The following is a 25,898-nucleotide window of genomic DNA, read 5'->3' on the forward strand; positions in this document are numbered from 1 at the left end:
GTACTTAAGCCAAGCGTGACGGCAACCTTGATCAAACTAAATCCCTTTATCATACGATTACTTACCTTTATTTTCGGCTTGAATTTGTGCCACTTTCTGTTTCAATGCAGCTGCGATCTGTGGATGAACGAATTGACTTACATCCCCCCCATGTAATGCGACCTCCTTGACTAACGTTGACGAAATAAATGAATTTTCTTCCGCTGGGGTTAAAAACACACTTTCAAGATCAGGGCTCAAACGGCGATTCATATTTGCCAACTGAAACTCGTATTCGAAATCAGATACCGCTCGCAATCCACGCACCAAGACACTAGCATGTTGCTCTTTAGCAAAATCAACTAATAGACCAGTAAAGCCAACAACTTCAACATTATCTAAATGTGCTGTCACTAAATTGACTTGAGCGACACGCTCTTCAAGAGAAAAACGAGGTTGCTTAGAAGGATTTGACGCTATACCGATAATCACGTGCTTGAATAAGCGTGCTGCACGTTCAATTAAATCGGCATGACCATTGGTCACTGGGTCAAACGTACCAGGATAAATAGCTCTTCTGTGCATAATAATGCCATTTTGATTAGTGTTCAGTGATTTTATCTGCTTATTATGTCTCAACACACTTGTCATCAACAATTAATTAAACATTTTTTGTAAAAAAATTGAAATCCAATAAATTACTATCTCAACATCATTGAATATTTATTAACCAATAATATCGAATTTAATATGGAAGTGAATTGATTGTATGCTAATCTATCATAGGTTTGTTTGGATATTTTACGGGAATACTTTGAATATGAAAAAATTAGCTATAGCGTTAACAACTGCTTTATTAATGGTTAGTTCAGCTCAAGCGGCTGAAGAAACTGCAGGTACTGGTACTGGTGCTGGTGCTGGTGCTGGTGCTGGTGCTGGTGGCTTAGGTGCTGTAGCTGTAGGTGGTATTGCTGTTGCTACTGGAGTTATTGTTAGCGTAGTTGCTGTGTCTGTGAATGATAGTAATTCTGAGAATGGCACAGGTACTGGTACTGGCACTGGTACAACAACAACGAGCACTGGTACAGGCACTACTACAACTTCAGTTACAAACTAAAGTCGTTAGTAAAATAAAAAAGCACATTTTTAATGTGCTTTTTTTATTTTCCATAAATATTATAAAGCTTAAGGAATTGAGCTAGTATGCCTTTTATTTTAAATAGCAAAACTCTATTTGTTATCTCTTTGATCACCTTATCTGGTTGCAGTAACACTTCATCCCAAATTGCTGATATGGTTAAAGAAAATATTATCGGACCGCCTGACTCGGTCATTTCAGCAAGCAAAATTGAAAGTAGTCCATATGCCAGTATCTACGTCAGAGTAAATAAGTCTTCTCAAGCCTATGTATTACTTGCTTTTGCTGAAGCACCACAGACAATCCCTGCTACGCCATTTTCAAAAAAAAATGCTGAATTAAAGTGGGTATCATCTGATGCTGCGATGCTCGTTACTCGCAACGGTCGCTTACTGAAAACAGTTAATTTGTTTGATGGCAACCTTATCGCCCTTAGCAGCGAACAAATCGATCCAATTTCATTAGGACTTCATTTAACCAGCACACCAATGCAATGGCAAAGTACCATTGATTGGCAACCCGGTTACCATTTTAGTTACAAGCAGCAATCAACCTTTACCTTTATTGCTGATGAGACCGTAATCATCAATGAGAGTCCCATGCTATTGAAAAGGTTTGATGAACATGTATTTATTCCCAAATTAGGTATCGAATACAACAACCAGTTTTGGATTGATGCCACTTCTGGAGTGGTCTTTAAAAGCAACCAAAAAATTGCTCCCAATCTCCCTTATATTGATATCACGCTGTTAAAGCCTTATACATTTGAGGATATAAAATGACGCTGTTTATTAGATTACTACCGTTTTTATTAATTTTTCTTGCTCGGAGTGTCAGCGCTGAAACAACAATTACCGTCACACAATCAGCAACAGCAACAAGAACATTAACGCTTGAATATTCACAACCTGTACGATTGGTGCAAGTTGTTGAAGACAGTTTGGCAAACATTAGTAAATTAGTTTCTCAAAATGACATCCAGCCACAACCTATCTATTGGTCATCTGCCGGACTTTATGACCTATCCGCCGCCACGGCAGTAGAAAACCAGCAACAACAAGTTTTACATTTACTGAGTAACCAAGATTCCAATAAAAATAAGCCAAAAAATATTCAAGCAATAAAAGCATTATCAGATTGGATAACGGTTAATGAATTCGCAAAACGTGAAGCAATTATTTTGGACTTTGACTCAGCAAGACTTAAAGAAGAACTAAATCCACTTATTTCAGGACACTATTTATTCTCATTACCAACCAAACCTGGATATGTAATGGTATTAGGTGCAGTAGAGAAAAATGGCAAACAACCGTTTCGAGTCAGGCAAAATGCAACGAAATACCTCGATTGGGCTTTACCAATAGATGATTCAAACAACAGTTTTGCATGGTTAATTCAACCTGATGGAAAAGTTGAACATTACCCAATAGCCTATTGGAATAATCACCATATTGATATTGCGCCGGGGGCAATTATTTACCTTGAATTTCAAGGTGCTCAAGAAAATGAACAAGTATTAAATCAACAAGTGATTGAATTATTAAAATATTGGATACGTTAACCATGAGCAATGTCAAGCAGAATGTTAGTTACCTTTTCGCCATTCCTTTTATGTTTAGCAGTGTACTTGTATCCGAAAAAGCGCTAGGTGATGAGTTATCTAAACAGAAAGTTACTCCTTCACAATATGACTTTGGCGGTGTAGGTCTGATTCAAATGCCTACAGGTAGAATGGCCGCTGAAGGTGAGTTTAGTGTTAACGCCACTTTTAACGAAGATTATTATCACGGTGCATTATCAATCCAACTTTTCCCTTGGTTAGAAACCACTATTCGTTACACTCAAGTTCCTGATGTGCTTTACAGTAATGACCCTGAATTTAGTGGTGATACTTATTACACCGACAAAGGTATCGACGTAAAACTGCGCTTACTAGAAGAAAGCTATTGGGTACCTGAAACGTCTATCGGCGTACGAGATATCGGCGGTACCGGCTTATTCGATAGCGAATATATTGCTATGACCAAAGGATTTGGTCCGTTCGATGCAACTATTGGTATGGGTTGGGGTTATATAGGTAACCGCGGTAATTTAACCAACGCTAACAAATCGTCATCTGTCGATTGCAATCGAAATACCGGCTACAAAGGCAAAGGCGGCAATGTTGACTTTGAACGTTGGTTTAAAGGCTGTAGTGCAGTTTTCGCTGGTATAGAATATCAAACGCCTTGGGATCCTTTACGTATAAAGGTTGAGTACGATGGTAATGATTATAAGTCTGACTTTGCCGCTTTACGTACTGGTAATGAACTTAAACAAAGTAGCCCAATAAACTATGGTTTATTGTATAAAGTGAGTAACTGGGGCGACTTTAAGTTGAGTTATGAACGCGGTAACACCTGGACATTAGGCTTTAGTTTAGCGACTAATTTTAATACCTTAAAATCGAACTGGCGTGACACACCAAAGCAAGCTATTAAAGATAAACCTGATATAGCCGATCGCAAAGTTGATTTACCAGAATTAAATAAACGACTGGCTTATGATGCAGGATACAAAGGCGCCAAGATTTACATCAAAAATGATGAAGTCACCGTAGTAGCAACTCAAACAAAATATCGTGACAGAAAATACGCACACAATCAGGCTGGACGTATTTTAGTGAATCAGTTTCCTAGCGCCAAGACCTTCAAAATTATTGAAAATACTGCACATTTACCTACAACTGAAACAGATATTGATGCTCAGAAATTTAAAGATGCTGTTCAGTATAACTACATTAATGCAAATATTGAAGATAGCACTAAAGTAATCGAACCCACTCTACCTACTGAAAAACCCGATTGGGAAACGCCTGACCAATGGAACTATGGCTTTGCGCCAAAACTAGCTCAATCTTTTGGTGGTTCAGAAAATTTTTACCTCTTTAACTTAGGTATCAACGGATCTGCAGGCCGTTGGTTAACAGACAATTTAGAAGTAAGTAGCTCTATTTATATCAACTTGTTTGATAACTACGACCAATTTAAATATGAAACACCACCAGATGGTACTGACTTAAAACGTGTCAGAACTTTGGTCCGACAATACGTATCAGATAATCCAGTTCGTGTTGATAATCTACAACTAACTTGGTTAGATAAACTCAGTGAAAATATCTATGCCCAAGCGTATGTAGGCTATCTAGAAATGATGTTTGGTGGTGTTGGTGGCGAAGTACTATACAGACCGATGAACAGTGAATGGGCATTTGGGGTAGATGTAAACTACGTGAAACAACGCGACCCAGATAATCTTTTCGGGTTCTTTGATCAAGAAATAAACTTTGATCCTGACTCAGGACGTTTTTACCGTGCCCAAACAGGTACATTCACTGGTCATGCTAGCGTATATTATCAACCAAGCTGGTTCGATGATGTACTACTTAAGGTTAGCTATGGTCAGTACTTAGCAGAAGATCGCGGTGTTACTGTAGATTTTTCTAAGCAATTTGATAGTGGGGTAATTGTGGGTGCATTCGCCTCTAAGACAAACTTGTCTGCTGATCAATTCGGCGAAGGTAGTTTCACCAAAGGATTTTATATCTCGATCCCGTTTGATGCCATATTACCTACGCCAGTAACTAATCGCGGAAATCTTGCTTGGCAGCCATTAACTCGTGATGGTGGCCAAAAGTTAGGACGTAAATTTGAATTATATGGCGGTACTGATGCCCGAGCACCTTGGCTAAATAAGCCTTCTACAACAAAATAAATGCCAATGAGGGGCGATATGAATAACTTCACATCGTCCCCATTAAAATACAAAAAGCAATCACTACCCTTCTTTCACCAGAACTCAGAATAAGAAATGAAGAAAAAATTAAGCATTTTTTCAAATTCAGTATTCCAGAAAAACCTGCATGTGAGTCCAAACCTTGATAACAAAGCAAATTAATTCATCCTCCTCAGAAGTGAATCAATTACTATTAAATGGAACCAACTAGGCTAGCGGTATAAAACACAATTATGGTGGTAAATTATCTAAAGTTCAGATTACTTACCTTGTAAAATCACTATGGTTTATTGCTGTTGAATCTAGGAAGTGATGGCAGATGTTGTTTATGTTTCAACAATTTCAGCTCGAACTTCACTTTTTGCCAAATACGCAATAAATGATGACGTTCAACATGAGTACGTCTACCTTGTCGATTAATATCACTGTCTAAATCGGTTCCAATCACAGGAAAAGGTCTTACAACAAAGCAACGTAATTGTTTTTCGAACCAAAATTGAATATCAATATCAACAGGACGGGCAATAGGGTATGCCGTTGCTAATAATTTTTGTGCTCCAGCAAATGATACGCATTGGCCGCGGGTTGAAGCTGGTAACTTTAAACATGTGGATAAACTAAAGCGCTCATCAAGCACAATCGATTTTACAATACCTTTGGGCTTACGCCCGTGACACAATTTAATGTAATCCCAATCAGCAGAAAGATTATTAATGTGTTGTATCACCGTCATTAACGCAGGATCTAGGATCGAGTCATCCTCAAGAATTAAAGCGTAATCTAACTGTTGTTCAATAATCATTTGCCAACATTGGACATGGCTTAGGTAGCAGCCAATTTCACCCAAATTAAGCTTTTTGTCGTATTTTTGAAGGTTTGTTTGCGGATCATACACTTTCGCAATCTCGGTATCGTGTAAATCTTTACCGTAAACGGCGGAAATACGTTGGTATTCGACACCTAATTGTTTTAGTTGTTCATCCATGAACGTAAATCGTTCAGTACTGTTATCTAAATTAATGAGAAAAACTTTAAATTTCATATATTACTAACCCAAACACCCAATTTAATCATGTTCAACTACTGATATTTAACCCTAGAATATTCAGTAATGGCGACATCTGCTGAATAAAATGGTTGATGCTACCGTTAGGTTACTTTTACTAGTGACATTTGATTTAATCCATTGAATAAATTTAAAACAACCCTTATGAAAACCGTGGTTGTTTTGCGTCCTTTCACTCACATGCATTTCACCATTTTTACAGTGAGAGGTTTGGGAGTATATCATTAATATTCTGGCTTTAGCTTGTTGTCAAAAAATTCATAACAATGGCTAGATTAGTTAACAATAGCAACCGATATTTGTTAACCCTTGATACAATTCCGCATGCAAACGATGAACAAACGGTCTTGAGTTGATATACTCTGTGACAGCTCTTGCGCCAATCATCATGGTCGTTGAGAAAATCGTTAAAAGTCACAATACAATAAGCCCCATCATCTGATGGAATTAAGTTAATATTTTATCTTTCAGACAGTCATATGAAAAAAATCTTAGTCATCAAACACGATAAAATTGGCGATTTTGTACTGACATGGCCAGCACTTTATTTACTCAGAAAAGCAATGCCCGAAGCTACTATTGATGTATTTGTCGCACCGGTTGTTAAGTCCTTTGCTGAAGCCTGTCCATATGTAGACAACACTATTATCGACTCAAAAGATGATACAGACATTGCTGAGCAAATTGCGAAGCAAAATTACGATGCTGTAATCATACTATTGTCAGAATTTCGAATTTATAAAATGCTTAGCAAAAGCAATATTCCATATAAATTAGTACCTAAACATAATTGGTATCAATATTTATATAAACATCGAGCAAGCAACGAATACTTAAACAGTGAAGGATGCTGGCGAGGTGCATGTATGCTGGTAGAGCACTTCTTAACTCATCACGGTTATGCCATCCCTAAACTACCTGATAGATTTTGGGATATGAGTGATCGCAAAGAATATTGGCAACAACACTACCAAAAGTTAACCAACGAAAAGCTAATTTTTATTCATCCAGGTACCGGCGGCTCTTCTGGTTGCGTACCTGTAGAAAAGTTAGTTCAGTTAATGATAAATGTTGATCAACTGACTCAATCACCATGTCATTTTATTTTAACATTTAACGGAAGTGAACTGGAGCTAGCAAAAGAAATTCAAACTTTGCTGGCCAATACCTCAATTAAAATATCGCTGGCTAAGCCGTTAGACCGTTTGATTGATTTTTCCGAATCATTGGTTGCAGCAGACATGTTTATTGCAGGTTCAACAGGGCCTCTGCATATCGCGGGCTTACATAATGTGCCTACTGTTGGATTTTACGCCGGTAGACGCTCAACACCCCATATTAGATGGGGAACATTATCTGAACCAAGCAAACGATTTGCTTATACGCCTCCAGTAGGAAAAAGAACGGGTCGTAATATGGCGTTAATCAATTTTGATCAGGTATCGAATGAAATAACCGACTTTTTGAACAAACAATCTTAGATTGTCGCAGTGTGTTAAATTAGCTCATCGCGAGCAACAATAATGGAAATACAAATATGATAGTTGTGACAGGCGCAGCCGGGTTTATTGGTAGTAATTTAGTAAAACAACTTAATGCCATGGGCCGAAATGACATTATTGCGGTAGACGACTTAACCGACGGCACCCAGATGTTCAATTTAGCCGATTGTGAAATTGCTGATTATCTTGATAAAGATGATTTCATCAAGCAAATCAAAGCGGGCGATTTTGATAACAAACTTGAAGTCATTTTCCATCAAGGCGCTTGCTCATCGACCACCGAGTGGGATGGCAAGTTTATGATGGCCAATAACTTCGAGTATTCAAAAACATTATTGCATTACAGCCAAGCTAATAACTGCCAATTTATTTATGCTTCTTCTGCATCTGTCTATGGTGGCAGCGAAAAGTTTATTGAGCAACGTGAACTTGAAAAGCCACTCAATGTCTACGCTTACTCTAAGTTCTTATTCGATCAGTATGTAAGACAGCAAAAACTCACTGGTCAAGTGGCAGGATTACGTTATTTCAACGTCTATGGTCCGCGTGAACAACACAAAGGCGGCATGGCCAGTGTGGCTTTCCACTTTAACAATCAAATTAACGCTAATGGCGTGTGTCGTTTGTTTGAAGGTGTTGATGGTTATGAAAATGGTCAGCAACTTCGTGATTTTGTGTTTGTCGAAGATGTGGTTAAAGTCAATTTATGGCTATGGCAGAATCCATCTGTATCGGGCATATATAACTGCGGAACAGGCCAAGCGCAAAGCTTTAATGATGTTGCCAATGCTGTGATTGCTTATCATGGTAAAGGGCACATTGAATACATTCCTTTCCCAGACAAATTGAAAGGCGCTTATCAAAGTTATACCCAAGCAGATTTAACTCAATTAAGATCGGCTGGTTATCAAGCTGAGTTTAAAACGGTTGAGCAAGCTGTACCTGAATATTTAGATTGGCTTAAAACCCAACATTTTATTGGTCAATAACGGTTTATAGCTCTTACGAAGCGAAAACTAGCTTAACAGGAACATGCTATGGCGTTTTTTATCCATAGCATGTTCCTGTTTCATAGAAATGATTAACTAACTATCTAATTTCTTTAACGATCTCAATTAACATTGTTGTTGAAATCGCAGGGGTTCTTGGTAAATATACTACTTTACATAGATGAGATAGATGATCAAAACGTCCCTCCCAATCATCCCCCATCACTAAATAATCAGCTTGATACTTTTGAATGTACTCTGCTTTAAGCTCTAATGACTCTTCAAGAAAAACTTGATCTACACAGGATAGAGCCGCGACAATTCTCATTCGATCGATTTCATCGCAAATAGGGTTTCGTTGTTTTTTACTAAAATTAAGAGCATCAGATGACACCCCAACAACCAGCTTACCGCCTAACTCTTTCGCTCTTTCTAAAATATTTAAATGACCAATATGAAACATGTCAAAAGTACCGAATGTAATAATGTTCATCTAAATCCTTATTCTAATAAATAATCAGTAATTCTTTGGCTACAAAGGCCATCAACAACACCCACTAGCTCTGCCGTATATTGCGTCCGTTGAGGCGCAAACAACTCTGGATGTGTTATCTGTTGATCAACAACTTGCTTTAAATCTTTATATGTTCTGGCATGCGCAGCAATGTCTGCGTAGCGGTATAAATCTTGATCGACACGATTCTTAAACCTGAATTTAAAAATCCCACGATAAGACCAACGTAAGTGATAAAAATCACACCATACAACAGGTTTATTTAATGCGGCAAATTCAAATAAGGCAGATGAAGCATCACTAATTAATACATCGGCAGAGACCATAAAAGGTAATAAATTTGCTTCTTCAGCAGGCGCTAAATAAACATTGTCGAAACTAGCCCAGTGAGTTAGCAGCGCTTTTTGTTTTTTATAATTTGATTTACTCAATGAAAAATAATGTGGTTTGAGCAATATATTATATTCAGAAAATTGAGATGGCCAATTTTTAGCCATTTCTTCAATGCTGCTTGGGTAAAATGTCGGCGCATATAACAAGGTTTTTTTATTAGTATCTAATCCTAAAGAAGCTAAGTCTAAACCCTGTTCATCTCCTTGGATAATTGGATCTAGCTTGGCATAACCAGTATCAATGAACACTTTTTCAGGAAACATCTCCTGTAATCGCTTTAAACGATATTGCCCTTCCACAAAGCGAACTTCAATATCGCCTTTTGAAACAGTATAATATACCGACTTTGGCCCGACACCATGCTGCATCAAAGCGGTCTGACTGATCCCTTTTAATCGTGACGCTGAAGCAAATGCATTACCGAACACAACCCATTGAGGCTTGTTCAACAAATAAAATTCAAGCGCTTCTGATTCATCATTAACCCAGACAACATTTAGCTGATGCTTACTTACAAGCGCTTCCAATACCGACTGCTGATCAACACTCTTGTAGATAACATATGTCACAGGAACCGAACGCTTCTGTAGCTCTGCAGCGACAGGAAAGTATTGTGGTAAATAATAGGGATGTAAAACATCAAAACAAATCATCGCAAGTCAATTCCTATTAATAATTCCGCATCAGAATTTGCAAAGAGCACTAGTATAAATGATAACACGCCTCAATTTACATCTAATCCTCTCAACCGACCAATCTGATATCAAATGAAATCAATACATCTATTCGCTTTTCTCAAGGTATTGATTCAAAAAGCCCTCTTTTCAAGGTATTATTTCAAGTATAACTATCAACAAAGCTGTCTATTCATATGCCAATAGTGTCTATAAAGCAATTGCAAACATGTCAACGCTTACTGTTTATTTCACCAGTTGCGTTAGGTGACTTTCTTTACTTAAAAACCTTTCTTATCGCTTTAAAAAAGCAATATGCTCATATTGAAATCGACATATGGTTAGATGATATTCGTTGTAATAGTGATAGCTGGCGCTTATCTAGAAGCAAAATTTTGCAACAATGGATGGATACAGAGGGCGCCTTTAAGCTCACTTACGGCTGCACTGATTCAAAATTAGCAATGCAAAGCCATGTGGAGCAAGCCAAACTGCGTAAATATGACATTATTTTTTGTCATTCTGTCAGTAAAAGTCGACAATATTCACAAATCGCTCGCAGCATAAACGACAAAGCGTTTATCGTGTCGAGCATCCCTAAAAGTGCTTCATTTGGATGGTTAAACAAGATATTTTTTCGCCATTCAGACCATACTTTTATTTTAGATGAGAGTAACTTACCTAAGTCGCACCACATTACTGACAGATACAATATGATATTTAGTGAAGTTTTGGGGCTTACCTTAACTTCCGAGCAATTAATGCCGACGTTAAAGACCCCAGACGCAATTGAACCCATTACTCAGTCGTGGTTAAACTCCAAATTTAGTGACCCAGAAAAACAAGGGAAACTCATATTTTTAAATCACTTATCAACCAATGACAAAAAAGATTGGAAATTATCACAATTATTCTCCCTCATTGAAAAAATATCGGCAATTGATTCTAGCCAACGTTTCATTATTAATGTCACTCAAGAAAACTTTGACTCTGTTAGTATTGAAACTGAAAAATTTACGGCTCGAACAAATACGCAAACGGCTGTTTTCACCGTTAACGAACATTTTTTTGAACTACCATCACTCATTGCACACTCCGATTTTGTGATAACAGTCGATACGGCAATATTACACTTTGCTTTTGCTGCTCAACGTCCTTTATTAGCAATGATGCGTGAGAAAAAGCCTTATTGGGCACCACCAGAAAGTGAGGTATCGCATGTCATGTATGCAACAGAAGGTAGAGGCCACATTGAAGACATCAGCGTTGACCGAGTATTCCAACAATATAAAAAAATGAACTCTCTCGGTTAAAGACTTAACACCCAATACATAAATATACGCAAGGTGAACGGATGAAGAAGGCTATTTTTACACTCGCTATTGGCGATAACCCAATGTATCGCGCTGCCATTGCCAGCTTTAAAGCTTATGGTAAAAGAATTGGGGCTGATGTCATCGTTTCAGATCAACTGCATTATAAAATTCATGTCAGTAACCCTAAATTTGACTCCAGCCCGGCATGGTCTGAAAAGCTATATATTTCAGAGATACTCAAAGAATATGATCGAGTACTGTATCTAGACGCAGATATTATCGTGACACCATGGGCACGAGATATATTTGAACTATATTCTGACCTTGATACGGTTTATATGTTCAACGAAGGGGCTCATCGCGATCGCGGTGACCAAGCGGTGCAAATTAATAATATCTTAGGCGAGGTCGACTGGCCAAAAGAAGACAATAAAATAGTTTATTACAACTCTGGGATGTTTTTGCTATCTAAAGAAACCGGACTATTTGATAAAGCCAATATTGAAGAAATGCAGGCCATTTGTAACAACGTTAAATTTTACGACCAAACCTATATTAACTATCTCATCAGGAGAGATAATATAAAAAGCATAGGTGTGGAAGCTAACTTTAATCGTATGCAGCTTTTAGGACATGATGATTATCAAAAAGCAGATTTCATTCATTATTCAGGTAGAGGTTACCGCCAAAATATCCCGATGAGAGAATTGAAATACATTATCGATTTCTGCGATATGTTCAACGATACATTAACAAATGAACAAATTCTTGAGTATAAAAAACAAGCTTGGAATTGGTACATACTCAAACAACATCGAAAAACAAAGTTACCTGTAGCACTTTTGAGTGCGATATTTGGTTTATTCCGTGGCAAGTATAAATATTAAATCCTAATTCAGATAATGACAGCTCGCTTCAAGGCGAGCTTTTTTACTGCTTAATGAATTGATCAAACTGAGCCTTAACGTCATCAACTTCTATCATCACCATTAAATGCTCACCTTTAGCACGCGTGCCCCACTTAACAGGTGCATCAAATTGCTTGGCTATCACTTGCGGGTAAACACTGACAGTGTACTGGCGATACAGATAAGGTCCTGTTCGTCCAGGGTTTGAGTGAGCATATAGACCAATCACTGGCGTACCTTGAGTAACAGCCATATGCAATGGGCCAGTATCAGGTGCCAGCACTAACTTGGCTTGTTTTAACACTGCAAGCAGCTGAGTCAAAGATGTCTTGCCTACTTGGTTGTCCAATGGCTGTTGGCTATGCGATTGAATCACATCCGCTAGATTTTTTTCTAACGCTGTTGGGCCGCCGCACAACATCACTCTAAATCCCTGCGTAATAGCATAATCAGCAACGGCAGCGTAACGCTCTGGCAGCCAGTTGCGTTCGGCCTTACTGGCTGCTGCGCAAATCACCATGACTTTATCATCGCCCACCAGTTGTTTGGCAAAGTCGGTGTCGGCTTGTGGTACAGGAATATTCCAGCGTGGCGTTAAGTCTTCTACACCAATGGCTTTAGCAAAGCCCATAAAACCATCTAATACATGCGGTGTGGCCAAGGGGTCAACCGCATGATTGGTCACCAACCACTGGCCTTCTTTGGCTCTGGCCTTATCAAATCCGACCCGAATTCGCGCCTTGATCATTAATGAGGCTATGGTGGCACGAAGTGCAACTTGCATATGTAGCAGCACATCAAAACGTTGGCCTTGTAAATCACGACGTAACTGAACATAGCTACGCCAGCCCTTGGACTTGTCGAAAATAACAAACTGGATCCCAGGCAAATGCTTAAGTAATTGATATTCAACCTTACCAATAATCCACGTAATACTCAGGTCTGGATACTGTTTTTGAATAGCCTGCACCATTGCTACTGCGTGGCAAACATCACCAATGGCAGACAAACGCAGTAAACATAATGAACGTATCGCACTAAAGTCAGCTTTCATTGATTATCCAATATGCTTGAGTGAAGAATTAAAGCGGTGAAGGCAAGTTAGTGATCTTAAGGTATAATGTTATTTCGATCCACAATCTAACCAATGCTATTGATAATTAGATGCAAATAAAAAACACCCAACTTGGCCATATTGCATGGTGTGAAACCACTGCCCAACACTTAGCACCGCAAGACTTCGCGGTTGATGGTTGGCGAGAAAAAAATGCAGTGGTGGGTCAGTCCAAAGGCCGTTACACCACATGGTTTGTCAAAACCGATAACTCGGACAACCCGCAAACATGGGTGTTACGCCATTATTGGCGCGGTGGAATGATGGAAAAATTCAGCCGTGATGCCTACTTCTATACCGGCCTACAACGAACCCGTGCTGTAGCAGAGTTAGCGATTCTTGAAGTTTTGTATCAAGAAGGATTTGCGGTACCACGCCCTATTGCGGCGAATGTTGAACGTTTTGGTTTATGGTATCGAGCCGATATAATTATTGAACATGTTGCTGGTGCAAATGATTTAGTGGCTTACTTAAGCCATAACCCAATGACAGAATCGCAATGGTATTTACTAGGCGAAACCATTGCCAAATTTCATCAACGTGGGGTATATCACGCCGATTTAAATGCCAAAAACATCTTACTTGCACACGGAAAATTCTATTTAATTGACTTTGATAGAGGTGAATTACGCACACCACAGCCTACATGGCAACAGGCCAATTTAGACCGCTTGCTACGTTCTTTTAACAAAGAGCACGCTAAACTGACTACGCTGCAATTTAGTCAACAGCATTGGCAGCAATTACTTGCCGGTTATCAAAGCATCAACCCAATCTAAAGCTAACTCTGGTATGGGGTAGTGATAAAAACAGACGCTAACTTGCGTCTATTTTTATACGTTTTTGTTCAAATGACTGACAGAAAAATGTTACACGATGAGCTCGTTAATGAGGGTAAACTGCTTTAAAAGCGCGCCCCGATTTTGCTCAACGACTGCTAATCCAGCAAAGGACGCTGATTGATACATATGGCTATTGGTAAACTTATTTTGTAATTCTTGCGCCAATTCATCTGTAGAGCTAATACAGATTAATGCACCAGCATCGGCAAGTAACTGGGTGATTTCAGCAAAATCCCAATGGTTGGGGCCGACATATACAGGTAGCCCCATGGCAGCAGGTTCAAGCGGGTTATGACCACCATTATTAATCAGTGTCCCGCCAACAAATGCCTGATCCGCTGTACCGTATAGCATCACTAGCTCCCCCATAGTGTCACCAAGTAACACTTGAGTCTGGCTGTTAACTTCATCATTCATACTGCGTCTAGCTAATACCAATCCAGATTGGGTAATGGTAATAGCCGCTAAATTAAATTGCTCAGGATGTCGGGGCGCCATAATCAATAATGCATTAGGGAAACAAGCTAGTAGCTGTTTATGGGCGCTCAAAATGGCCTCAAACTCGCCGGGGTGAACACTCCCTGCAACCCAAATATGTGAATTAACCCGATCCCACTTGGCACGAAGCGTATTAGCTTGTTGTTTTTTGATGGGATCAATAGTGAGATCAAACTTTAAACTGCCACAAACATGTATGCGCTGACGAGTCACTCCTAGGGTAATAAACCGTTCGGCTTCAGCTTTAGTTTGTACGGTAATCAAGTTGAGTTTGTTTAACATCGGCACAGCCAAACGACGCTTTTTAGCGTATTTATCAGCGGACTTTTGCGACAAGCGTGCATTGGCTAAAATCAGAGTCACTTGTTGCTGCTCTGCAAAGTGGACTAAGTTTGGCCACAACTCGGTCTCCATGATAATGCATACTTTGGGCTGTAATTGGCGTAAAAATCGTTTAATTGCATATGAAAAATCAAACGGTAAATAGCAATGCTGAACTGTATCGCCAAATGATTTAGTCACTTCAGCAGACCCTGTTGGACTGGTTGTAGTAACGGTAAAAGCATAATCTGGGTGCGCAGTCATCAGCTGCTTAATCAACGGAATCGCCGCTAACGTTTCTCCCATCGACACACAGTGGATCAACACATCCGTTTTGGTTAACTTAGCAAAACCAAAACGTTCAGACCAACGGCTACGATAGTCGACACTTTTTATGGCACGAAATGCTAAATAAAGAATCACCAGCGGAAACAACAAATATAGGAACAAAGAATAAACAATACGGTTCATGTAAGATGGGTCATCGATTTTTGCTTGTCAGATAAGCACAATGTTAACATACTCATATTAAGTCGGCTTAACGAATTATTTGAGCGACAATAAGTCAATAATGAATATGGAAATCACATGAAAACCCGCGATAAAATCATTTTTGCCAGCTTAGAACTATTCAATGAACACGGTGAGCGTAGTATTACCACCAACCATATTGCAGCGCATTTAGGCATTAGTCCGGGCAATTTGTACTACCACTTTCGCAATAAGGAAGACATTATTAATTCAATTTTCAGTCTATATGAAAGTCATTTAGAGTCAGGCTTTAAGCCTTATGATGATGTGCCTATTACGATTGAATTATTAATGGGTTATTTTGATGCCATGTTCTATACCTTATGGCAGTTTAGGTTTATGTATGCCAACTTAGCCGATATTTTAAGCCGTGATGATGCGCTAAAGAAACGCTACTTACATGCTCAACAACAAGTACTGACTCGCTCAAGTGATGTACTGCGCAAACTCAAAAAAGACGGTTTCCTAGACGTCGATGATAATAAAGTAACCGCGCTTGCCGACACCATTAAAATGATGGTCAGTTTCTGGATTAGCTATCAATTAACTCAATCGAGTACATCAACCATCACTAAAGCCACGCTATACGATGGACTATTAAGAGTCTTGATGATTTTTCAGGCTTACTCTACTCCCACTTCAAGCGCAACATTTTGTCGTTTAGAGCAACACTACTTAGACATAGCCAGCCAAGAACGCCATAGCGTCGCGCAAACATAAGCGAAGTATTTCGTTTACCTCGCATCGATTACAGAATTTCCAATCCGCCAATAACTAACTACAATTGAATCAGTTATTAGCGGATTAACTTAGGGTTATCACCCGCCTTTCATATCCAGTCACCAACCATGTTAATGATTAGTTTTTTTAATGTGAATAAGTCGATACCCCTAATCTAACTCATGTTGGTCTGACGACTAAAAAAAACGCTGTAGAGCTGCAAAAATAAAGGTTAGAATGCCAATAACTCCAAAACACCCTGTCATTTATCGCGGTGTTTTACTGCGTGATTTGGATAAGCATAATAACCATATTTAGGAGAACACAGGTGGCATCTACCTCTTTTTACGACCGAATTAATCAGCAAATTGTCGATGTAAAAGCCGATGGTTTATACAAAAGTGAGCGCGTCATTGCTTCCGCTCAGCAAACAGCTATTCAAGTTAACAGTGAAGAAGTGATTAACTTCTGCGCCAATAACTATTTAGGTTTAGCCAATCATCCTGAACTTATCAAAGCCGCAAAAGCCGGTTTAGACAGTCACGGTTTTGGTATGGCATCGGTACGATTCATTTGTGGTACTCAAGACATTCATAAGCAATTAGAAGCTAGCCTAAGTGCTTTTTTAGGTATGGAGGACACCATTTTGTACTCGTCTTGCTTCGACGCTAATGCGGGTCTTTTTGAAACCTTATTAGATGCCGAGGACGCTATTGTGTCCGACGCGCTAAACCATGCTTCAATTATTGATGGTGTGCGTTTATGTAAAGCTAAGCGTTTCCGTTATGCCAACAATGACATGGCCGACTTAGAAACTCAGCTCATTGCAGCTCAAGCTGCTGGTGCACGCAACATTTTGATCGCCACTGACGGTGTGTTCTCAATGGACGGCGTAATCGCTAACCTTCAAGGTGTGTGTGATCTCGCAGATAAGTACGGCGCATTGGTGATGGTCGATGACTCTCATGCAGTAGGCTTTATCGGTCAAAATGGTCGTGGAACCCATGAATACTGTAATGTCATGGATCGTGTCGACATTATTACCGGTACCTTAGGTAAAGCATTAGGCGGCGCATCGGGTGGTTTTACTGCAGCGAAAAAAGAAGTCGTTGAGTGGTTACGTCAACGCTCTCGCCCTTACCTATTTTCAAACTCATTAGCGCCTTCTATTGTTAGTGCGTCTATCCGGGTGCTTGAAATGCTAAAAACAGGTCAAGACTTGCGTGAAGCAGTATGGGAAAACAGTCGTTATTTCCGTGAGCAAATGTCTGCGGTTGGGTTCACCTTAGGTGGTGCAGACCATGCCATTATTCCAGTCATGATTGGCGATGCTAAATTGGCCGGCGACTTTGCTAACCGTTTATTACAAGAGCATATTTACGTAGTTGGCTTTTCATTCCCAGTGGTACCAAAAGGCCAAGCGCGTATTCGTACCCAAATGTCTGCTGCGCACACTCGCGAGCAACTTGATCATGCTATCGGTGCCTTTACCCGTATTGGTAAAGATATGGGCATTATCTAAGCTAACTTGACTAATAAAAGCATAGGTTAATAGAAGCATAGATTAATAACAGCATCGCGTAACAGTGGTTAACGATAGCTCAGACTAAAAATAGGTCATCAACATGAAAGCATTAAGTAAGTTAAAGCCTGAAGAAGGCATCTGGATGGTCGATGCACCAAAACCAGAAATGGGTCACAACGACCTGCTAATTAAAATTCGTAAAACAGCGATTTGTGGTACTGACGTGCATATCTACAACTGGGATGAATGGTCACAAAAAACCATTCCAGTTCCGATGATTGCCGGCCATGAATATGTCGGCGAAGTGGTCGATGTTGGCCAGGAAGTACGTGGGTTTAGTATTGGCGATCGTGTATCTGGAGAAGGTCACATCACTTGTGGTTATTGTCGTAACTGTCGTGCTGGTCGTACCCACTTATGCCGTAATACTTCAGGCGTTGGTGTGAATCGTGATGGTGCGTTTGCCGAATATTTAGTGTTACCAGCGTTTAACGCCTTCAAAATTCCTGCGGATATTCCAGATGATTTAGCGGCTATATTCGATCCATTCGGTAATGCGGTACATACTGCATTATCGTTTGATTTAGTCGGCGAAGATGTGTTGATTACCGGTGCGGGTCCTATTGGTATTATGGCTGCAGCGGTTTGTAAACACGTCGGCGCTCGTCATGTTGTGATTACTGATGTAAATGAATACCGACTTGATCTTGCCCGAAAAATGGGTGCGACTCGCGCGGTTAACGTCGCAACAGAAAACCTTAAAGATGTTATGAAAGAACTTGGCATGACAGAAGGCTTCGACGTCGGTTTAGAAATGTCAGGCGTACCATCGGCATTCCACGCGATGTTAGACACCATGAACCACGGCGGTAAAATTGCCATGCTAGGTATTCCTGGCGGCGAGATGGCCATCGACTGGAGCAAAATCATTTTTAAAGGGTTGATCATCAAAGGCATTTATGGCCGTGAAATGTTCGAAACTTGGTACAAAATGGCAAGCTTAATCCAATCAGGCTTAGACTTGTCACCTATCATTACTCATCACTTTAGTATTGATGATTTCCAGAAAGGCTTCGATGCAATGCGCTCAGGCCAGTCAGGTAAAGTTATATTGAACTGGGATTAAGCTTTACTGTCTCAGTATTGTGGCTTAACGAGTCAGTACACCAACAAGGGGTTGTATTAATACAACCCCTTGTTGCAAACTGACGCTAAGCACATCGCTATTTGTATATTTTTATAGGTAATATCATGTCTGGTTTTAAACATTTGTCTATTAATGAGCTTATCCATATGTCGACTGAATCTAACGACATACAAGTTGTTGATATTCGCGACGCAGCGAGTTTTGCCGCTGGCCATATTGAAGGTGCGACCCATTTAAGCAACGAAAACCTAGCTGACTTCATTGGCGGTGCTGATATGGACAAGCCGGTAGTCGTTGTCTGCTACCATGGAATGAGCAGCCAAAGCGCAGCCAGTTATTTAAACGAACAAGGTTTTGACGACATCTACAGTTTAGATGGTGGTTATAGTGCCTGGAGCTTGGCTCACGCATGATAGAAATCGGCCAACTACCTAATGCACGTGCAGCACAAGCATTTATTGACCACCTCAAAGGGTTAAATATTCAATGCCATGCCGTGACTCATTCTCAAGGTGTTGGCCTAATAATCACTAACCCCGCCGATGAAAACCAAGCTCGCGCCGAGTTAATTGAGTTTGCTAAAAACCCATACGATAGTAAATACTTGCAAGCCTCTTGGGACAACGGTGCAACGGATACCAAATTTGACTATGGCCCAGGAACTAAAGGCTTAATTCAACAGTTTATGACAGGTGCAGGCCCACTGACATTAGTGTGCTTTTTTGCTTGTGTTGCCGTTTTCGCGGGCATGAACCTTGGTTTTGCCGATGCCATCTTCACTAAGTTATCTTTTTTTAGTGCCGTTGCGGACAGTGATGTAAACCAAGTGTGGCGGGTATTCACCCCAAGCTTAATGCACTTTTCTGCTATGCATATTATCTTTAATTTGCTGTGGTGGTGGTACTTAGGCGGTAAAATTGAAACCAATTTGGGTACTCGACCGTTACTTTTTTTATTAGTTGTCGCGGGCACTTTGCCTAATATTGTGCAGTTTTACATGACAGGGCCTAATTTTGGTGGCTTGTCTGGCGTCGTATACGCTGTGGTAGGTTACACTTGGCTAATGGGTATTCGTAAACCTAGCTGCGGTATTCGTTTGCCGCAATCTTATATGGGATTTATGCTCGTTTGGTTGGTTCTCGGCTTTACTGATGTGTTAGGCATGCCAATTGCGAATGGCGCCCACATTGCAGGGCTTTGTGTTGGGTTAGCCCAAGCATTATTTGATAGTAGAACCTCACCTACCACTAAAACCAGCTAACTATAAATAAAAATGCCACTTTAGGTGGCACTCTTTTTATCATTAATCCGCTCATATTCACAATGCATCTCAGCCCAAATCACTAAGCCATTTCGAGTACTTTATTAACCAACTTCTCAATGCCAATATGTGCCTCTAAAATCGACGTTGCTAGCATATACGCAGGTGTACTGACGATTTTATTGACTTCATCAACGACAATATCTTCAACTTGCACATTTTTATGCTTACCGCCCATTTCAGTAAATGCATGAGCCGTCTCAGAATCAGTTCCAATTGTGCCTATAGCACCTGCGCCGTAAATATGAGGGATCATCACCGGTGAAATACACACAAAACCGACAGGTTTATGCGCTAACGCAAACTCACGAATAAAGTTTTCTACAATTGGCTGAATATGGCAATTACTGCCTGTGGTTGCAAAATTGGATAAGTTTTTAGCCGCACCAAAACCACCAGGGATCACCAAACCATCAAATTGACTTACCTCTAATGTACTGGCATTAAGCACTTCCCCACGAGCGATCCGTGCAGACTCAACTAATACATTACGGGTTTCGTCGGTGTTGACCTCACCGGTTAAATGATTCACCACATGCATTTGGGTAATATCTGGAGCAAAGCATTGATATTGAGCACCCGCTCGCGTAATCGCCAGTAGGGTTAATACAGCCTCGTGAATTTCAGTCCCATCAAATACACCACAGCCACTCAGTAAAACAGCAATCTTTTTCATGACATCTTCCTTCAACTTTTAATTGATAATGTAAAATTTACAACAAAAAACCAACAAAACGATTGATCTGATTAAAAATCGTGCTAACTTAGAACGTCGAATTTGCTAGATGCCTTTTTTTTAGTCATAAAACATCACTGAATTCGATTGTGACTTAACTGACATCAATAAAAAAGTCCACAAATTAGTAATATTTATTAGAAATAATATTTAGCTCACAAAAAATAAAAAAGAACATATAACTCAACTAGTTACTGATTTCATTTCAAGCCGTAAGAAAATCTATCCAGCAACGTTGATTAATTCACTCACAGACTTATCCACAGGCTGAGAGTCTTTTGGCGTGGCTGATTGTTGGCTTTTCTCTATAAAATTGCCCAAAAAACCTCACTGGATACACAACGAGTCAAACGTTACGATTATTGACACTATCTTGGGTAAATAACTGACAATCGCACAAGCATCTTGAGGTGCTATGGGTATAATGTCATCCTATTAGTCTCGCAAAATACTGAACACGAATATTAATTATGCCAACAATTCCCAATAACCCGCTCATCTTAGTTGATGGCTCATCTTATCTTTATCGCGCTTATTATGCGCCGCCTCATTTAACCAATTCAAAAGGTGAAGCAACAGGCGCGGTTTACGGTGTTGTTAACATGCTTCGTAGTTTATTAAGCCGTTACAGTCCTAGTCATATCGCTGTTGTTTTCGATGCTAAAGGCAAAACTTTCCGCAACGATATGTACAGTGAATACAAAGCCCAGCGCCCACCTATGCCCGATGATCTGCGTAATCAAATAGAACCATTACATAGAATCATTCACGCAATGGGTTTACCTTTGATCAGCATTTCTGGTGTGGAAGCCGACGATGTGATCGGTACCATCGCCCTTCAAGCGAGTAAAGAAGGCCGGGCGACATTAATCAGTACCGGCGATAAAGACATGGCACAGCTAGTGAATGAGCATGTCACGTTAATCAATACCATGACAGATACCATTATGGGCCCTGAAGAGGTCAAAACGAAATATGGTGTCAGTCCCGATAGAATAATCGACTTCTTAGCACTCATGGGCGACAAGTCCGATAACATTCCAGGTTTACCTGGGGTTGGTGAGAAAACCGCGCTGGCGATGCTGCTTGGTGTAGGAAGTGTAGAAAATATTTTAGCCGATCCACAAAGCGTCGTTGAAGTTGGCTTTAGAGGCTCGAAAACCATGCCGGCTAAAATCATCGAAAATGCCGACATGTTAAAGTTGTCATATGAACTGGCGACCATTAAAACCGATGTCGAGTTAGCACAAGACTGGCATCAAATGACGGTTAAGCCTCAAGACCGTGATGAACTCATTAAATGCTTCGGTGAAATGGAATTCAAGCGTTGGTTAGCGGAAGTACTCGATAATAAGCAACCCCGCGGTACCATCAGCCAAGATAGCGAAGAAGAAATCACCGTATCGCCAACCATTGAAGCTGAGTATGAAACGATTCTGACCATAGAAGCGCTTGATAAATGGATTGAAAAACTTAATAGCGCCGAACTGATAGCGATTGATACCGAAACCACAAGTCTCAACTACATGGAAGCGGAACTTGTCGGTTTATCATTTGCTACCGAAGCAGGTAAAGCAGCCTATTTACCGTTAGCACATGATTACCTTGATGCGCCGCAGCAAATTGATAAAACCATAGCGCTTGAAAAGTTGCGTCCGATCCTTGAAGGCGAAAAACCACAAAAAGTGGGTCAAAATCTGAAGTACGATATGAGTATTTTAGCCAACGCAGGTATTACCCTCAAAGGTATACGCTTCGATACTATGCTCGAATCCTATGTGTTTAATTCAATCGCATCGCGTCACGACATGGACGGTTTAGCGTTAAAATACCTTGGCCATAAAAATATTAGTTTTGAAGAAGTCGCTGGCAAAGGCGCAAAGCAGCTGACGTTTAATCAAGTTCATTTGGATATTGCTGGGCCATACGCCGCTGAAGATGCCGATATCACTCTGCGTTTACATCAACATCTATGGCCAAGGCTTGAAAAAGAACCAGAACTGGCCAGTGTATTTAATGAGCTAGAATTACCATTAATACAAGTATTGTCTGATGTAGAGCGCCAAGGTGTATTGATTGATTCAATGCTACTTAGTCAACAAAGTGGTGAGTTAGCCAAAAAGCTTGATGATTTGGAAAATAAAGCCTACGAAATTGCCGAAGAAAAATTTAACCTCGCTTCACCAAAGCAACTACAAACGCTATTTTTTGAAAAACTAGGTTATCCAATAAAGAAGAAAACCCCTAAAGGTGCGCCATCAACAGCAGAAGATGTATTAGTGGAGCTGGCACTTGACTACCCTTTACCTAAAGTTATTCTTGAACATCGTAGCCTAGCCAAATTAAAGAGCACTTATACCGACAAACTGCCGCTTATGGTTAATGCCACGACTGGCAGAGTGCATACTAGTTACCACCAAGCTAATGCTGCAACCGGTCGTTTGTCATCAAGTGAGCCAAACTTACAGAATATTCCGATCCGTACTGAAGAAGGCCGTCGTATTCGCCAAGCCTTTATTGCCCCCGCAGGTCGTAAAATTTTAGCTGCCGATTATTCGCAAATAGAACTGCGGATCATGGCTCATTTATCTCAAGATGCAGGCTTGCTAACCGCATTCGCAGAAGGCAAAGACATTCATAAAGCTACCGCAGCGGAAGTCTTTGGAGTGCACTTTGAAGAAGTCACCACTGAGCAACGTCGCCGCGCTAAAGCGGTTAACTTTGGCTTAATTTATGGAATGTCTGCGTTTGGTTTAGCCAAACAGCTCGATATTCCACGCAATGAAGCACAAAAGTATATCGACACGTATTTTGCTCGCTATCCCGGTGTACTCAAATACATGGAAGAAACCCGAGCCATCGCCGCTGAGCTAGGTTACGTATCTACATTATTCGGACGTCGTTTATACTTGCCTGAAATCAACGACCGTAATGCAATGCGTCGTCAGGCAGCTGAACGTGCAGCGATTAACGCTCCGATGCAAGGAACAGCAGCAGACATCATCAAAAAAGCCATGATAGCCATTCACCAGTGGATTAACCAAGACACTCAAGGTGAAATTACCCTGATAATGCAAGTACACGATGAATTAGTATTTGAAGTGGATGAGGCCCAGGCTAAAACCCTCAAAACCAAAGTGTGCGATTTAATGGCGCAAGCAGCGTCATTAGACGTGACATTATTAGCCGAGGCTGGCATTGGCGACAACTGGAATGAAGCCCACTAGTCATTGGCTTAGGTTATGTTTGCAAAATAAACGTCTGTAGCTAAAACAAAAATACCGTATTCATTAGAATGCGGTATTTTTATTTGGACATTGTAACTATGGCTAAACTGAAATGAAATGAACTGAACTGAACTGAACGCTTAGCGCAATAAATATCCTCACCACCTATGCATCCTCTATTACTCAACCTATGCCTCAATGACCAATTTAATGATATATAACCGACTAGTTCATCGTTCTAAGCGGCAAATAAAGACTATTTTGAGTTTGCAGTCACAGTTATTATATCTTTTTATGAAAAACAGTTTTTCATTTTAAGGCGAATAAGCTATTATATTCGTTGTAGGGTACAGAGGTTAAGATGTTCAATCTTTCAAACCTTTATTTCACTAGCGATAGTGACTAGCCAAATTCGGCGCCCCAGCAACTTAGGTTGCTGGGGCTTTTTTTTTGATTTTTTTTCATCATTAAAAATATTTAGAGTAAATACTTTAATGTTGGTTAAAAAACAGTTATTATACGGTTATTGAGAGTCATCAAATTGAGTTGATGGCACTTGAGTCTTGTTGAATTTAGCTTCTCCCCAAAAGAGCTAATTTATTTGTACCGATGGCCGTTTGGTTATCGGTTTTTTTTTGCTTAAAAATCGCCATTGTTACAACGTAGAAAACTCAGACGAAAAAAAACCGACATATTTGCCGGTTCTTAATTTTGCTAATCTTTTATATCACTCGACCGCTACTCTGGTGCTAACTCCGACTCCGACGCTTGCTCTGCCTTCTGCTCAGCTAACCATTCTGGATGACACCAATCATTTAAGATGCTCAACACTTTGGGCTTACCGGTGCCTTTTAGCGACGATAGTGTCTCAACTTGCACTTTATCACCAAAATCTTTTAAGGCTGCACGCACATCATTAACGGTTTTCATTTTGACGCTTTGAGTCAATTTATCCGATTTTGTTAGCAATGCTAATACAGGAATGTTGCTTAATACTGCCCACTCAATCATTTGCATATCGAGATCTTTCAATGGATGACGGATATCCATCAATACCACCACACCACTTAAACAAGCACGCTTTTGTAGATATTCGCCAAGCGCTTCTTGCCATTTATGTTTTAATGCTAAAGGAACTTGCGCAAAACCATAGCCAGGTAAATCGACTAAACGACGATCATCATCTAGCTGAAACACGTTGATCAATTGGGTTCGACCTGGCGTTTTACTGGTTCGAGCTAAACTTTTTTGTTCAGTAAGCGCATTTAGCGCACTGGACTTACCGGCATTAGAGCGCCCAGCGAACGCAATCTCCACCCCGATATCCCCAGGAAGATACTGATCTAAATGCGCAATATCCGGCGCACTGATTAAAAACTTAGCCCTACGGAAATCGATACGAGATTCTGTCACTCTTAACTCCAATTAAATTACTTCTAGTAAACGCATTACCATAAATTTTTAACAATTGCTTACTTTTGCACATTTTCGTGTAAAATATTAGCCTGATCACATTATATACCCAAGCAACGCTGATATGTGTGATGTAGTCATAAATGATCTAGCTCTTCACGAGCATCGTAAACTACATCAGAGCGCTTGGAAAAAACATTTTACCACGCTTGCGGGTCTTCCTAGTAAGCTCAGGACAATAAATTAACTA

23 protein-coding genes are annotated in these 25,898 nt (G+C 40.1%); 15 read left to right on the forward strand and 8 right to left on the reverse strand.

Annotated features, from left to right (window positions below; genetic code table 11):
- Nucleotides 1–57: 57 nt before the first annotated feature.
- Entirely contained in the window at nt 58–564 is a 507-nt protein-coding gene (gene coaD, locus CXF88_RS20315) for a pantetheine-phosphate adenylyltransferase (protein WP_101088596.1), read from the reverse strand.
- 235 nt (nt 565–799) lie between these two features.
- On the opposite strand from coaD, the gene CXF88_RS20320 reads away from it, so the two are divergent.
- The 4 genes from CXF88_RS20320 (at nt 800) to CXF88_RS20335 (ending at nt 4,870) form a co-directional block, all read left to right on the forward strand.
- Nucleotides 800–1,096, forward strand: coding sequence for a hypothetical protein (locus CXF88_RS20320; RefSeq protein ID WP_101088597.1), 297 nt, complete (start codon nt 800–802; stop codon nt 1,094–1,096).
- 86 nt (nt 1,097–1,182) lie between these two features.
- Nucleotides 1,183–1,899 (forward strand): YjbF family lipoprotein, encoded by a 717-nt coding sequence (locus tag CXF88_RS20325; RefSeq protein WP_101088598.1) that lies wholly within the window; start codon nt 1,183–1,185, stop codon nt 1,897–1,899.
- The gene (locus CXF88_RS20330; RefSeq protein ID WP_101088599.1) at nt 1,896–2,678 is read left to right on the forward strand and encodes a capsule biosynthesis GfcC family protein; all 783 of its coding nucleotides are present in this window, start codon (nt 1,896–1,898) and stop codon (nt 2,676–2,678) included. Before CXF88_RS20325 ends, CXF88_RS20330 begins: the two co-directional genes overlap by 4 nt.
- Nucleotides 2,679–2,728: 50 nt before the next feature.
- Nucleotides 2,729–4,870 (forward strand): YjbH domain-containing protein, encoded by a 2,142-nt coding sequence (locus tag CXF88_RS20335; RefSeq protein ID WP_101088689.1) that lies wholly within the window; start codon nt 2,729–2,731, stop codon nt 4,868–4,870.
- Nucleotides 4,871–5,171: 301 nt separating this feature from the next.
- Here the strand turns inward: CXF88_RS20335 and CXF88_RS20340 are convergent, their stop codons facing one another.
- Entirely contained in the window at nt 5,172–5,933 is a 762-nt protein-coding gene (locus tag CXF88_RS20340) for a glycosyltransferase family 25 protein (protein WP_101088600.1), read from the reverse strand.
- Between the two features lie 503 nt (nt 5,934–6,436).
- Here CXF88_RS20340 and CXF88_RS20345 point away from each other — a divergent pair.
- Both CXF88_RS20345 and rfaD read left to right on the forward strand, forming a co-directional pair.
- Entirely contained in the window at nt 6,437–7,438 is a 1,002-nt protein-coding gene (locus CXF88_RS20345) for a glycosyltransferase family 9 protein (protein ID WP_101088601.1), read from the forward strand.
- Between the two features lie 56 nt (nt 7,439–7,494).
- Nucleotides 7,495–8,448, forward strand: coding sequence for an ADP-glyceromanno-heptose 6-epimerase (rfaD, locus tag CXF88_RS20350; protein ID WP_101088602.1), 954 nt, complete (start codon nt 7,495–7,497; stop codon nt 8,446–8,448).
- A gap of 100 nt (nt 8,449–8,548) precedes the next feature.
- Here the strand turns inward: rfaD and CXF88_RS20355 are convergent, their stop codons facing one another.
- Both CXF88_RS20355 and CXF88_RS20360 read right to left on the reverse strand, forming a co-directional pair.
- Nucleotides 8,549–8,941 (reverse strand): adenylyltransferase/cytidyltransferase family protein, encoded by a 393-nt coding sequence (locus CXF88_RS20355; protein ID WP_011639339.1) that lies wholly within the window; start codon nt 8,939–8,941, stop codon nt 8,549–8,551.
- Between the two features lie 8 nt (nt 8,942–8,949).
- Nucleotides 8,950–10,008: a CDP-glycerol glycerophosphotransferase family protein gene (locus CXF88_RS20360; RefSeq protein WP_101088603.1), complete on the reverse strand. Its 1,059-nt coding sequence runs from the start codon at nt 10,006–10,008 to the stop codon at nt 8,950–8,952.
- Nucleotides 10,009–10,226: 218 nt separating this feature from the next.
- Between CXF88_RS20360 and CXF88_RS20365 the strand changes: the two genes are divergently transcribed.
- Together CXF88_RS20365 and CXF88_RS20370 are read left to right on the forward strand one after the other, a co-directional pair.
- Nucleotides 10,227–11,342 carry a glycosyltransferase family 9 protein gene (locus tag CXF88_RS20365; protein WP_101088604.1) on the forward strand — a complete coding sequence of 372 codons (1,116 nt, stop codon included), beginning with the start codon at nt 10,227–10,229 and terminating at the stop codon, nt 11,340–11,342.
- Between the two features lie 41 nt (nt 11,343–11,383).
- Nucleotides 11,384–12,232 (forward strand): glycosyltransferase, encoded by an 849-nt coding sequence (locus CXF88_RS20370; RefSeq protein ID WP_101088605.1) that lies wholly within the window; start codon nt 11,384–11,386, stop codon nt 12,230–12,232.
- Between the two features lie 43 nt (nt 12,233–12,275).
- Here CXF88_RS20370 and CXF88_RS20375 read toward each other — a convergent pair whose 3' ends face one another.
- Entirely contained in the window at nt 12,276–13,307 is a 1,032-nt protein-coding gene (locus CXF88_RS20375) for a glycosyltransferase family 9 protein (protein WP_197708479.1), read from the reverse strand.
- A gap of 110 nt (nt 13,308–13,417) precedes the next feature.
- Here CXF88_RS20375 and CXF88_RS20380 point away from each other — a divergent pair, with 110 nt between their 5' ends.
- The gene (locus CXF88_RS20380; RefSeq protein ID WP_101088606.1) at nt 13,418–14,146 is read left to right on the forward strand and encodes a 3-deoxy-D-manno-octulosonic acid kinase; all 729 of its coding nucleotides are present in this window, start codon (nt 13,418–13,420) and stop codon (nt 14,144–14,146) included.
- A 90-nt stretch (nt 14,147–14,236) separates the two neighbouring features.
- Here the strand turns inward: CXF88_RS20380 and waaA are convergent, their stop codons facing one another.
- Complete coding sequence (gene waaA / locus CXF88_RS20385) at nt 14,237–15,499, reverse strand: lipid IV(A) 3-deoxy-D-manno-octulosonic acid transferase (protein ID WP_101088607.1); 1,263 nt, start codon at nt 15,497–15,499, stop codon at nt 14,237–14,239.
- 117 nt (nt 15,500–15,616) lie between these two features.
- Between waaA and CXF88_RS20390 the strand changes: the two genes are divergently transcribed.
- The 5 genes from CXF88_RS20390 to glpG all read left to right on the forward strand — a co-directional run bounded on the left by CXF88_RS20390 (nt 15,617) and on the right by glpG (nt 20,212).
- Nucleotides 15,617–16,279, forward strand: coding sequence for a TetR/AcrR family transcriptional regulator (locus tag CXF88_RS20390; RefSeq protein ID WP_059747035.1), 663 nt, complete (start codon nt 15,617–15,619; stop codon nt 16,277–16,279).
- Nucleotides 16,280–16,607: 328 nt separating this feature from the next.
- On the forward strand, nt 16,608–17,801 hold the full coding sequence (locus tag CXF88_RS20395; protein WP_101088608.1) for a glycine C-acetyltransferase: 1,194 nt from the start codon (nt 16,608–16,610) through the stop codon (nt 17,799–17,801).
- 103 nt (nt 17,802–17,904) lie between these two features.
- Nucleotides 17,905–18,930 (forward strand): L-threonine 3-dehydrogenase, encoded by a 1,026-nt coding sequence (gene tdh / locus CXF88_RS20400; RefSeq protein ID WP_101088609.1) that lies wholly within the window; start codon nt 17,905–17,907, stop codon nt 18,928–18,930.
- Between the two features lie 125 nt (nt 18,931–19,055).
- Entirely contained in the window at nt 19,056–19,364 is a 309-nt protein-coding gene (gene glpE / locus CXF88_RS20405) for a thiosulfate sulfurtransferase GlpE (protein ID WP_101088610.1), read from the forward strand.
- A complete protein-coding gene (glpG, locus tag CXF88_RS20410; protein WP_101088611.1) occupies nt 19,361–20,212 on the forward strand; it encodes a rhomboid family intramembrane serine protease GlpG in 852 nt (283 codons plus the stop codon). Before glpE ends, glpG begins: the two co-directional genes overlap by 4 nt.
- Before the next feature lie 82 nt (nt 20,213–20,294).
- On the opposite strand, the gene elbB is transcribed toward glpG, so the two are convergent.
- Nucleotides 20,295–20,948, reverse strand: a complete 654-nt coding sequence (gene elbB, locus CXF88_RS20415) for an isoprenoid biosynthesis glyoxalase ElbB (RefSeq protein WP_101088612.1) — start codon at nt 20,946–20,948, stop codon at nt 20,295–20,297.
- A gap of 530 nt (nt 20,949–21,478) precedes the next feature.
- On the opposite strand from elbB, the gene polA reads away from it, so the two are divergent.
- On the forward strand, nt 21,479–24,235 hold the full coding sequence (gene polA / locus CXF88_RS20420; RefSeq protein ID WP_101088613.1) for a DNA polymerase I: 2,757 nt from the start codon (nt 21,479–21,481) through the stop codon (nt 24,233–24,235).
- Nucleotides 24,236–24,973: 738 nt separating this feature from the next.
- On the opposite strand, the gene yihA is transcribed toward polA, so the two are convergent.
- A complete protein-coding gene (yihA, locus tag CXF88_RS20425) occupies nt 24,974–25,648 on the reverse strand; it encodes a ribosome biogenesis GTP-binding protein YihA/YsxC (protein WP_101088614.1) in 675 nt (224 codons plus the stop codon).
- Nucleotides 25,649–25,898 lie beyond the last annotated feature (250 nt).

Origin of the sequence: Shewanella sp. ALD9, from assembly GCF_002836315.1 — a bacterium.
In the GTDB taxonomy this organism is placed as follows: domain Bacteria; phylum Pseudomonadota; class Gammaproteobacteria; order Enterobacterales; family Shewanellaceae; genus Shewanella.